At 72.4% G+C, this 14173-nt stretch carries 10 protein-coding genes; 3 read left to right on the top strand and 7 right to left on the bottom strand.

Annotation, left to right across the window (positions count from 1 at the left end):
• Window positions 1-10 precede the first annotated feature (10 nt).
• Complete coding sequence (coaA, locus tag KU893_RS11130; RefSeq protein WP_218234431.1) at window positions 11-1006, top strand: type I pantothenate kinase; 996 nt, start codon at window positions 11-13, stop codon at window positions 1004-1006.
• Between the two features lie 34 nt (window positions 1007-1040).
• Here coaA and KU893_RS11125 read toward each other — a convergent pair whose 3' ends face one another.
• The 5 genes from KU893_RS11125 to rplM form a co-directional block, all read right to left on the bottom strand.
• Window positions 1041-1832, bottom strand: coding sequence for an ABC transporter permease (locus KU893_RS11125; RefSeq protein ID WP_218234430.1), 792 nt, complete (start codon window positions 1830-1832; stop codon window positions 1041-1043).
• On the bottom strand, window positions 1829-2728 hold the full coding sequence (locus tag KU893_RS11120; RefSeq protein ID WP_218234429.1) for an ABC transporter ATP-binding protein: 900 nt from the start codon (window positions 2726-2728) through the stop codon (window positions 1829-1831). Before KU893_RS11120 ends, KU893_RS11125 begins: the two co-directional genes overlap by 4 nt.
• A gap of 269 nt (window positions 2729-2997) precedes the next feature.
• Complete coding sequence (gene glmM, locus KU893_RS11115; protein WP_218234428.1) at window positions 2998-4353, bottom strand: phosphoglucosamine mutase; 1356 nt, start codon at window positions 4351-4353, stop codon at window positions 2998-3000.
• A 136-nt stretch (window positions 4354-4489) separates the two neighbouring features.
• Window positions 4490-5005, bottom strand: a complete 516-nt coding sequence (gene rpsI, locus KU893_RS11110) for a 30S ribosomal protein S9 (protein WP_246592499.1) — start codon at window positions 5003-5005, stop codon at window positions 4490-4492.
• Window positions 5006-5027: 22 nt separating this feature from the next.
• Window positions 5028-5471: a 50S ribosomal protein L13 gene (gene rplM / locus KU893_RS11105; protein ID WP_218234426.1), complete on the bottom strand. Its 444-nt coding sequence runs from the start codon at window positions 5469-5471 to the stop codon at window positions 5028-5030.
• Between the two features lie 311 nt (window positions 5472-5782).
• Here rplM and KU893_RS11100 point away from each other — a divergent pair, with 311 nt between their 5' ends.
• Window positions 5783-7072 (top strand): citrate synthase, encoded by a 1290-nt coding sequence (locus tag KU893_RS11100; RefSeq protein WP_218234425.1) that lies wholly within the window; start codon window positions 5783-5785, stop codon window positions 7070-7072.
• 74 nt (window positions 7073-7146) lie between these two features.
• Here the strand turns inward: KU893_RS11100 and KU893_RS11095 are convergent, their stop codons facing one another.
• Window positions 7147-8448, bottom strand: coding sequence for a M1 family metallopeptidase (locus KU893_RS11095; RefSeq protein WP_218234424.1), 1302 nt, complete (start codon window positions 8446-8448; stop codon window positions 7147-7149).
• A 9-nt stretch (window positions 8449-8457) separates the two neighbouring features.
• Entirely contained in the window at window positions 8458-12315 is a 3858-nt protein-coding gene (locus tag KU893_RS11090; protein ID WP_257441590.1) for a Pls/PosA family non-ribosomal peptide synthetase, read from the bottom strand.
• A 93-nt stretch (window positions 12316-12408) separates the two neighbouring features.
• Here KU893_RS11090 and KU893_RS11085 point away from each other — a divergent pair, with 93 nt between their 5' ends.
• Complete coding sequence (locus KU893_RS11085) at window positions 12409-14043, top strand: long-chain-fatty-acid--CoA ligase (RefSeq protein WP_218234423.1); 1635 nt, start codon at window positions 12409-12411, stop codon at window positions 14041-14043.
• The last annotated feature ends 130 nt before the right edge of the window (window positions 14044-14173 follow it).

The raw sequence follows: 14173 nt of genomic DNA, 5'->3' as shown, positions 1-14173 counted from the left end.
AATCGGCGCCATGACGACGGGCATCCCCGCGGACACCCACCACGGCGAGGACTCGCCGCGGGAGGCCTCGCCGTACGTCGAGCTGGACCGCGCGACCTGGGCCGACCTGGCCCACGAGTGGCAACAGCAGGGCACCCCGCTCAGCAGCGACGAGGTCGTCCGGCTGCGCGGCATGGGCGACTCGCTGGACCTCGACGAGATCCGCGACGTCTACCTGCCCCTCTCGCGACTGCTGTCGCTGCGGGTCAACGCCGCGACCCGGCTGCACCACGAGCAGGAGCAGTTCCTGCACCGTCGCACTCCCCCGCGCACGCCGTTCGTGATCGGCCTCGCCGGCTCGGTGGCGGTCGGGAAGTCGACCGCCGCGCGGGTGCTGCAGCAGATGCTCGCCCGCTGGCCCGAGCACCCCAACGTCGCACTGGTGACGACCGACGGCTTCCTCTACCCGAACGCCGAGCTCGAGGCGCGCGGCCTGCTCCAGCGCAAGGGCTTCCCGGAGTCCTACGACCGGCGCAAGCTGCTGAAGTTCGTGATCGACATCAAGTCCGGCATCGACGAGGTCGAGGCGCCGGTCTACTCCCACCTCGTCTACGACGTCGTGCCCGACGACAAGGTCGTCGTGAAGCGGCCCGACATCGTCATCGTCGAGGGCCTCAACGTCCTCCAGCCCGCCCGGGTCCGCGAGGACGGCCGCACCGGCCTGGGCCTGTCGGACTTCTTCGACTTCTCCATCTTCGTCGACGCCAACACCAACCACATCCGGGAGTGGTACGTCGACCGCTTCCTCCAGCTGCGCGAGACCGCCTTCCGCGACCCCAACTCCTACTTCGCCCGGTACGCCGCCCTCAGCCACGACTCCGCCGTCGACGAGGCGCGCCGGATCTGGGACTCGATCAACGGGCCGAACCTGGCCGAGAACGTGCTGCCGACCCGGTCCCGGGCGACCCTGGTGCTGCGCAAGGCCGCGAACCACGCGGTGCAGTACGTGCGCCTGCGCAAGATCTGACCGGCCCGCGCCCCTGCGGCGTCCCGAGCCAGGGTCAGCCGATGTCGCGACGCAGCGTCGTCAGCCGCCCGAGGACCGCGAACCCCGCGGCGTACCCCACGAGCACGAGCGCGGCCGCCCAGCGCGGGAGCAGGTCGACCGAGCCGGCCGTGCCGAGGAAGGACGCGCCGATCAGCGAGTCGGCCGCACCGCCGGGCAGGTAGGCCGCGGCGCCGGCGAGCGCGTCGACCTGGGACAGCCCGATCCGCAGGATCGGCTCGACGAACTGGGTGAAGGCCAGGATGACGACGATCGCGGCGACCTGGTTGGACACCAGGGTGCCGAACGCGACGCCCATGACCGCCCACAGCGCGACGACGACCACGCCGTACAGCAGGCCGGCGACCACGTCGGCGTCGCCGAGGAAGCTGCCGTCCCCCTTCGCAGCGAGCAGCGGGGCACCGCCGGCCACGGTCGCGGCCTGGCCGACGACCCCGGCCACCAGGCCGATCGGCACCACGGACAGCAGCTTGGCCAGCAGGAACCGGGTGCGGTTCGGCTCGACGAGCAGGCTCTGGGTGATCGTCTTGTGCCGGAACTCGGTGGTCATCGCGAGGCTGCCGATGACCAGCGGGAAGACGTAGCCGACGCCGTTCACCAGCGAGTACGTCGCCTGCGCGGCGTCCTTGCCCACGAGCGGGGACTGGGTGCCCTCGGGCACGAAGACGAGGGAGGCCGCCACGGCGGCGCCGATGAAGACCAGGTAGCCGAGCATGACGAGCAGCAGCAGCCACCAGATCCGGGTGGAGACGAGCTTGCGGTACTCCGCCAGCAGCGCGGCCCTCATCGACCTGCCTCCGGCCGGGTGAGCTCGAAGAAGAGCGCCTCCAGGTCGACGTCGCGGCGGACCAGCTCGTGCAGCTCGATGCCGGCCGCGTACGCGGCCGCGCCGACCTCGGCGGCACTGACCCGGTCGACGACGATCCCGTCGCCGTCGGCGGTGGTGGCCCAGCCGCGGTCCACGGCCAGCGCGGCGAGCGCGTCGGGCCGGGGTCCGGCGACGTACGTCGCGGGGGTGGCGTGGGCGCGGAGCTCGGCCAGCGAGGAGGCGTGCCGCAGCCGGCCCTGCACGATGATCACCACCTCGTCGACGCTGGCCTCGACCTCGCGCAGCAGGTGGCTGGAGACCAGCACGGTGCGGCCCTCTGCGGCGAACTGGCGCAGCAGCCGCCGGATCCAGACGATGCCCTCCGGGTCGAGCCCGTTGGTCGGCTCGTCGAGGACGACGACCGGCGGGTCGGCCAGCAGGGCGGTGGCCAGGGCCAGCCGCTGGCGCATGCCGAGGGAGTAGCGACCGACCCGCTGCTTGGCGGCGTGGTCGAGCCCGACGGCCTCGAGGACCTGACGGCAGCGGGTCCGGGACACGCCGACCTGCGGCGCGAACACCTCGAGGTGGGCCAGGCCGGTGCGTCCCGGGTGGAAGCTCGACGCCTCCAGCGCGGCCCCGACGACGCGGCCCGGGCGCGGATGTGCGGCGTACTCCCGGTCGCCGACCAGCGCCCGGCCGGCACTGGGCCGGGTCAGGCCGAGCAGCATCCGCAGCGTGGTCGTCTTCCCCGCGCCGTTGGGGCCGAGGAAGGCGGTGACCGCGCCGGGGCGCACGGTGAACGTGAGGTCGTCGACCGCGCGGACCGCACCGAACTGCTTGGTGAGCCCGTCGATCGCCAGCGAGGGGGCGCTCATGGTGACACCTTGCCAGTGCGTCGGGGGCGAGCGCCGCCGACCCCTTGTAACTACGTGTTACGTACGCATTTTCGCCGCCAGAGCACCCGGGCAGTAGCCACAACGCCCGGGTGGATGAGTGCTCGGGCTTCGGCGCCGACTGTCGCGGTGCACCGTCGGCCGTACCGCCCAAACGGGCGACTACCTCGGTGCTGGTGCTACTCCCAGGGCGCTGCGGCACCGGAAATCGCGCTGTAACCCTTAGTTACAAGCGAGCTGGGCGCCGGCGGTCAGAGCGCGAGCCGCTCCCGGACGACGTCGGCGAGCCGCTGGGCGACGCCCTCGGCCTGCTCGGCGGTGGGTGCCTCGACCATGACCCGGACCAGGGGCTCGGTGCCGGAGGGGCGCAGCAGCACCCGGCCCGTCGAGCCGAGCTCCTCCTCGGCGCGGGCGACGGCCTCGAGCAGGGTGGGGTCGTCGGTGCGGGTGCGGTCGACGCCGGCGACGTTGACGAGCACCTGCGGGAGGCGGTTCATCACACCGGCCAGGTCGCGCAGGGAGCGGCCCGTGGTGGCCATCCGGCGGGCGAGGTGGAGCGCGGTGAGGATGCCGTCGCCGGTGGTCGCGTGCTCGCGCATGATGACGTGGCCGGACTGCTCACCGCCGAGGCTGAAGCCACCGCGGCGCATCTCGTCGAGGACGTAGCGGTCGCCCACGGCGGTCTGGACCACCTTGATGCCGGCCTGCTCCATCGCCTGCAGGAGCCCGAGGTTGCTCATCACGGTGGCGACGAGAGTGTCGTCGACCAGGCCGCCGGACTCGCGCAGCGCGAGGGCGAGGATGCCCATGATCTGGTCGCCGTCGACGACCTCGCCGGTGTGGTCGACGGCCAGGCAGCGGTCGGCGTCGCCGTCGACCGCGAAGCCGGCATCGGCGCCGTGCTCGAGGACCGCCTTCTGCAGCACCCCGAGATGGGTGGAGCCGCAGCCCTCGTTGATGTTGAGGCCGTCGGGCGAGGCGCCGATGGTGACGACCTCGGCACCGGCCGCGCTCAGCGCCCGGGGCCCGACCTCGCTCGCCGCGCCGTGGGCGCAGTCGAGGACCAGCTTGAGCCCGGCCAGCGGCTTGCCGGTCGGCGAGTCGAGGGTGCGGACCAGGTGGTCGACGTACTCCTTGACCGTGGGGCCGTACGGCGTCACGCGGCCCACCGCCGCACCGGTCGGCCGGTCCCAGTCCTGGCCGAGCAGCGCCTCGATCTCGCGCTCGAGGGCGTCGTCGAGCTTGAGACCACCGCGGGCCAGGAACTTGATGCCGTTGTCGGGCATCGGGTTGTGGGAGGCGCTGATGACGACGCCGACGTCGGCGCCGAGGGCGTCGGTGAAGTAGGCGACGCCGGGAGTCGGCAGCACCCGCAGGCGCAGCACGTCGACCCCGGCGGAGGCCAGCCCCGCGACGACCGCGTGCTCGAGGAACTGCCCGGAGATCCGGGTGTCCCGGCCCACGACGGCCAGCGGCCGCGGGCGGCTGTAGCCGCCGTGCTCGACGAGCACGCGAGCCGCGGCGCTGCCGAGGTCGAGCGCCAGCTCGGCGGTCAGCTTGGCGTTGGCCAGCCCACGGACCCCGTCGGTCCCGAAGATGCGCGGCACGTGCTCTCCCCCTGACAGGTCTGGTGATGCGGGTGCGAATGACGGTGCGAATGACGGTGCGAATGACGGTGCAAATGACGACAGGGCCACGGACCGCGGCTGCGGTGCGTGGCCCTGTCTGGTGATCCCGGTGGGATCAGCGCTTGCTGTACTGCGGAGCCTTGCGGGCCTTCTTGAGACCGGCCTTCTTGCGCTCGGTCGCACGGGCGTCGCGGGTCAGCAGACCGGCCTTCTTCAGCGTCGGCCGGTAGGCGTCGACGTCGACCCCGTTGAGGGAGCGGGCCACACCGAGGCGCAGGGCGCCGGCCTGGCCGGTGATGCCGCCGCCGTGGATGCGGGCGATCACGTCGAAGCGGCCCTCGAGGCCCAGAGCCGCGAAGGGCTCGTTGACGACCTGCTGGTGCAGCTTGTTCGGGAAGTAGTCGTCGATGGTCCGGCCGTTGATGGTCCAGTTGCCGGTGCCGGGCACGATCCGCACGCGGGCGACGGCCTCCTTGCGGCGGCCGGTGGCCGCGCCGGGGGCGACGGTGACGGGGCGGTCGTCGGCGACGGCCGACGGGGAGGTCTCGCTGGTGTAGGCGACACCCTGCTCGTCGGTCTCGAAGGTCTCCTCGACCTCGGTGGTGTTCTCAGTCACGATGAAAGTCCTCAGTCCGTTCAGATCAGTCGAGAAGTCACTGGGAGATCTGGGAGATCTCGTAGGGCACGGCCTTCTGGGCCTGGTGGGGGTGAGCCGGGCCGCTGTAGACCTTCAGCTTCTTGATCATCTGCCGGCCGAGGCGGTTCTTCGGCAGCATGCCCCACACGGCCTTCTCGACGGCCTTGCGGGCGTCCTTGTCGAGGATCTCGCCGATCGGGGTCGCGGTGAGACCACCCGGGAAGCCGGAGTGGCGGTAGACCATCTTGTCGGCACGCTTGTTGCCGGACAGGGCCACCTTCTCGGCGTTGACGATGATGACGTAGTCACCGGTGTCGGCGTTGGGAGCGAAGATCGCCTTGTGCTTGCCGCGCAGCAGGTTGGCGGCGGTGACAGCCAGGCGACCGAGGACGACGTCGGTCGCGTCGATCACGAGCCAGGCGCGCTCGACGTCGCCGGGCTTCGGAGCGTAGGTGCGCATGATGCGTACCCTTCCTTGCTAGTTCGTTGCCCGTACGGCGGTCGCCGCCCGGGTTGCCGTCGCGGTCCGGGTGGGCCGCTCGGGCGACGCCTCCTGACGAACTCAGCCCGGCCCACGCACGCTCGTCTCTCGACGATCCATGGGCGATCCGGGTCTGCCCCGCGCTGCCCCGGAGGGCGGCGTGCGAAGCGGCAGAAGACGCGACCTGCAAGGCTACGGGGACCTCGTCCGACCAGCAAATCCCGGATCCCGGACTCACGCTTCGGGACACCGCCTTTTGGCGGAGCGTGGGGGGCGACTAGGTTGCAAGGGTGACTGACTCTCTCACCGTACGCGACAACCGCACCGGCGCGGAGTACGAGATCCCGATCACCGACGGCACCATCAAGGCCGCGGACCTCGGGCAGATCAAGCTCAACGACGACGAGCCGGGCCTCGCCACCTACGACCCGGGCTTCGTGAACACGGCCTCCTGTCGAAGCGCCATCACCTTCATCGACGGCGACAAGGGCATCCTCGAGTACCGCGGGTACCCGATCGAGCAGCTCGCCGAGAAGTCGAACTTCCTCGAGGTGGCCTACCTCCTCATCCACGGCGACCTGCCCACCAAGGAGCAGTACGACGCCTGGGTGCACGAGATCACCTACCACACGTTCGTGCACGAGAACGTGAAGGGCTTCATGGAGGGCTTCCGCTACGACGCGCACCCGATGGGGATGCTGATGGCGTCGGTGGGGGCCCTCTCCACGTTCTACCCCGAGTCCGCCCGCATCGAGGACCCGGAGAACCGGCACATCCAGATCGTCCGGATGATCGCCAAGATGCCGACCCTCGGCGCCTGGGCCTTCCGCCACGCGCAGGGCAAGCCGTACGTCTACCCCGACAACGAGCTGTCCTACGCCGAGAACTTCCTCTCGATGCTGTTCAAGATGAGCGAGTCGAAGTACGCCGGCGACCCGCGCATCGTCAAGGCGCTCGACGTGCTGTTCATCCTGCACGCCGACCACGAGCAGAACTGCTCGACCAACGCGGTCCGCTCCGTCGGCTCCTCGCAGGTCGACCCGTACTCGGCCGTCGCCGCCGGCATCGGCGCCCTGTTCGGCCCGCTCCACGGCGGCGCCAACGAGGCCGTGCTGCGGATGCTGCGCCGGATCGGCACCAAGGACAACATCCCCGCCTTCATCGAGGGCGTGAAGAACGGCGAAGAGCGCCTGATGGGCTTCGGCCACCGGGTCTACAAGAACTACGACCCGCGCGCCAAGATCATCAAGAAGGCCTGCGACGACGTCTTCGAGGTCACCGGGGTCAACCCGCTGCTCGAGGTCGCCCAGGAGCTGGAGAAGATCGCGCTGGAGGACGAGTACTTCGTCAAGCGGCGCCTCTACCCCAACGTCGACTTCTACTCGGGCCTCATCTACGAGGCGCTGGAGTTCCCGCCCGAGATGTTCACGGTCCTGTTCGCGATCGGCCGCACCCCCGGCTGGCTCGCGCAGTGGCTGGAGCTGACCGGCGACAAGGAGCAGAAGATCGCCCGCCCGAAGCAGATCTACACCGGCGACCGCGGCCTGACCTTCGTCCCCGCCGAGGAGCGCTGGGCGTAGCACCTGTCGTTCCCCGCTCGACCCCGGTCACCTGGTGACCGGGGTCGTTTCGCGTCCGGGCACGCGCGAGGACCTCAGCCCGCCGGGTACGGCGGCAGCGCGGTGTCGTACAGCCACGGGCGCAGCAGCGCGGCGACGTCGGCGCCGGTGTGGGCCGAGGCGAAGCCGAGGAAGTCGCCGGTGGTGACCGACTCCCCCGCGCGGGCCGCGGCCCACTCGCGCAGCACCGCGAAGAAGGCGTCGTCGCCGACGGCCACGCGCAGGGCGTGGAGGGTGAGCGCGCCGCGCTTGTAGACGCGGTCGTCGAACATCAGCTCCGGGCCGGGGTTGGCGAGCAGCAGGTCCTGGTCGAGGTCGGCGAGCCGCTCGTGGTGGTGGCGGGCCCACTCCTCGCAGGTGCGGGGGCCGCCACTCTCCTGCGACCACAGCCACTCGGCGTAGCAGGCGAAGCCCTCGTGCAGCCAGATGTCCTGCCACTGGCGCAGGGTGACGGCGTTGCCGTACCACTGGTGGGCGAGCTCGTGGGCGATCAGCCGCACGTGCGACCAGTCGGAGGAGCAGAAGTTGCGGCCGAAGGTCGACAGGCCCTGGCTCTCGAGCGGGATCTCGAGGTCGTCGTCGGTGACGACGGCGGCGTAGGCGTCGAAGGGGTAGGGCCCGAAGACCCGCTCGAAGAACGCGAGCATCGCGGGCTGCTGGTCGAAGGAGCCGTCGAGGTCGGCGTCCGGCGGCCCGATCGTGCGGGTGCGGGGGTCGTGCTGGGTGGTCGTGTAGCGGCCGATCTGGACCGTCGCGAGGTAGGTCGCCATCGGCCGGTCCATCACCCAGGTCCAGCTCTCGACGCTCGCGCGGCGCTGGTGGGCGACCAGGTTGCCGTTGGCGACGACCGTGTAGCCCGCCGGGGCGGCCAGGGTGAGCCGGTAGGTCGCCTTGTCGTCGGGCCGGTCGTTGCAGGGGAACCAGGTGGGCGCGCCGTGGGGCTGGGCGGCGACGATGACGCCGTCCTCGAGCTCCTCCCAGCCCGCGTCGCCGTGGTGCTTGTCGATCACCGGCTTGGGCGAGCCGCCGTACACGACGGTGAGCTGCAGCGCGGTGCCGGCGGCGACGGTGCGGTCGAGCTGGAGCACCAGCCGGTGACCGCGGGCCGACCACTTCTTCACCCGGGCGCCGTCCAGGCGCAGCTTTGTGGCGCGCAGGTGGGCGAGGTCGAGGACGAGGCGGGCGGTCTGCTCGCGCACGACGAGGTCGAGGACCGCGGTGCCGTTGAGGCGGTTGCCGTCGGGGACGTAGACGAGGTCGAGGTCGTAGTGCCGCACGGCGTACGACGGGTCGCCGTGGCCGGGCAGGTAAGGGTCAGCGGTGGGCAGGTGCGGCACGACCGGTCCTCAGTCGACCCACGGACCGATGGGGTTGCCGATCCAGCGCGTCTTGTCCGGCACGGACTCACCCCTCATCACCAACGACACCGGGCCGACCGTAGCGTGCTTGCCCAACGACGCGGCAGGGAGCACGACCGAGTTGGGGCCGACGGTGGCGCCGCGGCGCAGCCGGACCGTGTCGGTCGCGAGCAGCCGGTCGTGGAAGAGGTGGGTCTGCACGACGCTGCCCTGGTTGACGGTCGCGCCGTCGCCGAGGTCGACGAGGTCGGGCTCGGGCAGCCAGTACGACTCGCACCACACGCCGCGGCCCACCTGGGCACCCATGGCCCGGAACCAGAGGGCGATGAGGGGCGAGCCGGTCGCGAGCCCGGCGAACCACGGCGTCGCGACGACCTCGACGAAGGTGTCGGCGAGCTCGTTGCGCCACACGAACGAGCTCCACAGCGGGTGCGAGCCGGCGCGGACCCGGCCGACCAGCAGCCACTTGGCGAGGACGGCGACGACCGCGGCGACCAGACCGGCCGCCCACAGCAGGAGCGGTACGGCGAGCAGGCCGGCCAGGGGCCCGTGGCGGTCCCACACGGCGAGGCTGCCCAGCACGACGGCGAGGTGGAGGGACACGGCGAGGGTGACGGGCAGCAGCCGGGCGACCTCCCAGCAGGCCCGGGCGACCTTGAGCCGGGTCGGCGGCGCGTAGGTCCGCTCGTCGGCGGAGCCCTGGGCGGCGCGGCGCAGCGGCGCTGGCGGGCTGCCGAGCCAGGACTCGCCGGCCTTGACCCGCCCGCGGGCGGGAGCAGCGGAGAGCACGGCGACGAGCGAGCGCTTCGGCACCTTGCGACCGGGGGCCGCCATCGCCGAGTTGCCGACGAAGGCACGCTTGCCGACCTTGACCCGTTCGGCGCGCAGCCAGCCGCCGCCGAGCTCGTAGCCGCCGATCAGGGTGTCGTCGGCGAGGAAGGCCTGGTCGCTGACGGTGACGAGCGAGGGGATCATCAGGGCGGTCGAGGCCTCGACGTCCTTGCCGATCCGCGCGCCGAGCAGACGCAGCCACCCGGGCGTCAGCTGGGAGCTGTAGAGCGGGAACAGCCAGGTCCGGGCCTCGTCGAGCACCCGGATCGTCGACCACACGCACAGGGCCGGCCGGCTCTGCAGCGGGTGCGCACCGGCCTTCACGCCGAGCGCCAGCAGCCGGACCGTGCCGAGGATCAGCGCGGCGAGGACCACGAAGCCCGCCAGCACGGCCGGCAGCAGCCAGGGGGCGAGCGCGGCGGCCGCGTCGCCCGCGCTCGTGGTGCCGCCGAGGTCGGCCAGCAACAGGACGGGCGCGGCGACCGCCAACACCGCGATCGCGGGCAGGCAGGACAGCAGGCCGGCCACGGCGCCGTACGTCACCGCCCAGGTGCGCAGCGAGCGACGCGACGCCGGGGGACGCTCGGCCCACGGGCCGCGGGCGACCGGGCTCATCCGCACCGCCGGCGCGCCGGACCAGAACTCGCCCGTCGGGACCTCGCCGAACACGGCCGAGCCGGGCGCGACCTCGGCGTCGTCGCCGACCACCGCGCCGGGGCAGAGCATGGAGCGGGTGCCGACCCGGGCACGACGCCCGATCCGGATGCCGCCGACGTGGAGGGTGTCGCCGTCGATCCAGTAGCCGGTGAGGTCGACCTCGGGCTCGACCGAGGCACCCTTCCCGACGGTCAGGTGCCCGGTCACGGGCGGCAGCGAGTGCAGGTCCGCGCCGCGGGCGACCTTGGCCCCGAGGAGCCGGGCGTACCAGGTGATGTACGGCGCCCCGGCGAGCCGGGTCGCGCCAAGCTCGTCGGCCAGCCGCTCGGCCGCCCAGATCCGCAGGTGCACCTTGCCGCCGCGCGGGTAGTCGCCCGGCCTCACCCCGGCGAGCACGGCCCGGGCGAGCTTGGCGGCCACGAACATCCGACCCGGCGGGCTGACGAAGACCACGAGCAGCAGCGCCAGCACCCACCACGGCACGACCGGCAGCCACGCCACGTCGAGGACGTCGTGGCCGAGCCGCGCGAGGGTGAGGGTCGCGGCGACCCACCGCGGCGCGGCGAGCGCCCGCAGCAGCGGGACCGCCAGCACCTGGCCGACCTGGGTCTTGGGCGGGATCGGCTTCACCTTGCGGCTCTGCTCGGCGCGCACCGACGGCTCGAGGCCGTCGAGGAAGCCGGCCAGGCCGTCGACCGTGGGGTTCTCGTAGAGGTCGGCGACGGTCAGGTCGGCGTGGTCGGCACGCAGCAGGGTGACCACCTGGGCGGCGGTCAGGCTGCCGCCGCCGAGGTCGAAGAAGTCGGAGCGCGGACCGTCGGGCGCCGCGCCGATCACCTTCTGCCAGACCTCGGCGATCCGGGCGGCCGTGCCGTGCAGGCCCGCGTCGGCGGGGTCGGCCGTGGTCAGCGGCCAGGGCAGCGCGTCGCGGTCGACCTTGCCGGAGGTGCGGGTCGGGATGTCGTCGACGACGGCGAGCCGGGGCACGAGAGCGGCGGGCATCGTGGCCCGCAGGTGGGCGGTGGCGGCGGCGCCGTCGTACTCCGCCGTCGTGGCGACGTAGCCGACGAGCAGCTGGTTGCCCGTGCTGGTGCGGCGTACGGCGGCCGCGGCCGCGCTCACCCCGGGCAGCGCCAGCAGCGCGGAGTCGATCTCGCCGAGCTCGATCCGGCGGCCGCCGACCTTGACCTGGTCGTCGGCGCGGCCGGCGAAGAGCAGGCCGGCGGGATCGTTCACGACGATGTCGCCGCTGCGGTAGGCCCGGTCCCAGCCGAGTGTCGGCATGGGTGCGTACTTCTCGGCGTCCTTGGCCGGGTCGAGGTAGCGGGCCAGGCCGACGCCGCCGATGATCAGCTCGCCCCGCTCGCCCTCGGCGACCGGCTCGCCGGTGGCCGGGTCGACGACGACCAGGTCCCAGCCGGCCAGCGGCAGGCCGATCCGGACCGGCCCGTCGGCGTCGACGAGCGCTCCGCACGCGACGACCGTGGCCTCGGTGGGGCCGTAGGTGTTCCACACCTCGCGGCCGTCGCGGACCAGCCGCACCGCGAGCTCGGGCGGGAGCGCCTCGCCGCCGAGGATGAGCAGGCGGACCCGTTCGAGCGCGTCGTCGGGCCACAGGCTGACCAGGGTGGGGACGGTGGAGACGACCGTGATCGCGTTGGCCGTCAGCCAGGGCCCGACGTCGACGCCGCTGCGGACCAGGGCGCGGGGCGCGGGGACCAGACAGGCGCCGTACCGCCACGCCAGCCACATCTCCTCGCAGCTCGCGTCGAACGCGACGCTGAGGCCCGCCATCACCCGGTCGGCCGGACCGACCGGGGCGTCCTGCAGGAACATGTCGGCCTCGGCGTCGACGAAGGCCGCGGCGTTGCGGTGGGTGACGGCGACGCCCTTGGGGGTGCCGGTCGAGCCGGACGTGAAGATCACCCAGGCGTCGTCGTCGGGCGTGGGGGCACGGCGCTCACGCGGTGCGGCCTCGCGGCGGGACTCGATGACCAGGCCGGCGCCGATCAGCGCGGCGACCTGCGCCTCGCCGAACACCAGCCGGGCGCGCTCCTCGGGGTCGTCGGCGTCGACCGGCACGTAGGCCGCGCCGGCGAACAGGATCCCCATGATCGCGACGTACAGGTCGGTGGTGCCGGACGGCAGCCGCACGCCGACCTTGTCGCCCGCCCCGATCCCCAGCTCCGCCAGCTCGATCGCCACGGTCTCGGCCGCCTCCGCGAACTCGGCGTAGGTGACGGTGTCGTTGCCGCTGTCGAGCGCCATCGCGTCCGGGTGGTCTGCCGCCGTACGACGCAGGACGTCGACGAGCGTGCGCGGCGCGGGCGCCTCCGCGCCGCGGAGCAGGGGGTTCACCTCTCGATCCTCCTCGACCGAGGTGAACGGACGGTGGCGGACTCGTGGCGTGGTCCGTTGTGCGGGCTTGTGATGTGGGCCACAATCGGCGAGGTGAGTGCGACGACGGAGTCCCGGTCCCCCGCCCCTGCGAGCCACGGCTGGCCGCCGGCCACCCCGCCCGAGCCGACCTACGTCGAGGACCGGCTCAACTACTGGGCGCAGGCCACCCCGGACGCCGAGGCGATGACCTACCTCGGCCGCACCTGGACGTGGCGGGAGTGGCACGACCGCGTCCACCGCGCGGCCGGCGGGCTGCGCGACCTCGGCATCGCGCGCGGCGACGTCGTCGCCTTCCTCGACAAGAACCACCCCGCCTGCGTGGAGATCAGCCTCGCCGCCGGCTCGATCGGCGCGGCGAACGCGATCGTCAACTGGCGCTCGGCCGGCGACGAGATCGACTACGCCGTCAACGACTCGGGCGCCAAGGTGCTCTTCGTCGGGCGCGAGCTGATGCCCACCGTGGAGGCGATCCGCGACCGGCTGCCCCACGTGCAGCACGTCGTCGAAGTCACCCCCGAGGGCGGCGAGGACGACGCCTACGAGCAGTTCCTGGCCTCGTCCACGCCGTGCGACGACGGGCCCGACGTGCTCGAGGACGACGTCTGCCTGGTCATGTACTCCTCCGGCACGACCGGCCGGCCCAAGGGGGTCATGCTCACCCACCGCAACATGGTCCGGCACACGATCAACGCCCATGACGGCTGGGGATTCGAGCCCGGCGACAAGTCGATGGTGGCCATGCCGCTCTTCCACGTCGGCGGGTCGTCGTACGTCCTGTTCGGCATCCACGACGGCATCCCCAGCGTGATGACCCGCGAGCCCGACGCCGCCTCCCTGGCCGGCGCGATCATGGCCGGCGCCAACCGCACGTTCCTCGTGCCGGCCGTGCTCGCCCAGGTCCTGCAGGCCGGCCCGGACGCGGTCAAGCTGTTCGGGCTGCTCAAGACCTACACGTACGGCGCCGCGCCGATGCCGCCGCCGCTGCTGCGCGCGGCGATGGCGGCCTGGCCCGACACCGACTTCATCCAGGTCTACGGCCTCACCGAGGTCTCCGGCGTCGCCACCCACCTGATGCCCGAGGACCACCGCACCGCCGAGGCCTCCGGCCACCCCGAGCGGCTGGTGTCCGCAGGCAAGCCGGTGCCGGAGTGCGAGGTCCGGATCGTCGACCCGGCCACCCTGTCCGACGTCGGGGTGGGCGAGCACGGCGAGATCTGGCTGAAGACGCCGCAGCTGATGAAGGGCTTCCTCAACAAGCCCGAGGCCACCGCCGAGGTGATCACGCCCGACGGGTGGTTCCGCACCGGCGACATGGGCCACGTCGACGAGGACGGCTACGTGTTCGTGTCCGACCGGCTCAAGGACATGATCATCACCGGCGGCGAGAACGTGTACTCCCCCGAGGTCGAGCGGGTCCTGTCCGAGCACCCGGGGGTGCTCGAGGTCGCCGTGATCGGCGTACCGGACCCGACGTGGGGCGAGTCGGTCAAGGCCGTGGTCGCGCTGCGCGAGGGCTCGGACGCCACCGAGGTCGAGCTGATCGAGTGGACCCGGGAGCGACTGGCCCACTTCAAGGCGCCCAAGTCGGTCGACATCATCACCGCCCTGCCGCGCAACCCCACCGGCAAGATCCTCAAGCGCGAGCTGCGCAAGCCGTACTGGGACGAGCAGGCACGCCAGGTCTGAGCCTTCCGGCCGGCCCCTGGGCGCGGTGCCGCAGCGCGACCCGCTGTAACACGCTGTCCACCCGGCTGCCCGGCGGAAGTCAGCAGAATCGAGCACCCAATCGGGGCGATGCGGCTGAGATTCGCCAGGA

It is taken from the genome of Nocardioides daeguensis (assembly GCF_019192965.1).
Taxonomy (GTDB): Bacteria; Actinomycetota; Actinomycetes; order Propionibacteriales; family Nocardioidaceae; genus Nocardioides; species Nocardioides daeguensis.
This window is presented reverse-complemented; position numbering and strand designations above follow the sequence as displayed.

Coding starts and splice junctions, on each gene's coding strand:
- coaA (WP_218234431.1), top strand. CDS start 11: ATGACGACGGGCATCCCCGCGGACACCCACCACGGCGAGGACTCGCCG.
- KU893_RS11125 (WP_218234430.1), bottom strand. CDS start 1,832: ATGAGGGCCGCGCTGCTGGCGGAGTACCGCAAGCTCGTCTCCACCCGG.
- KU893_RS11120 (WP_218234429.1), bottom strand. CDS start 2,728: ATGAGCGCCCCCTCGCTGGCGATCGACGGGCTCACCAAGCAGTTCGGT.
- rplM (WP_218234426.1), bottom strand. CDS start 5,471: ATGCGCACCTACGCTCCGAAGCCCGGCGACGTCGAGCGCGCCTGGCTC.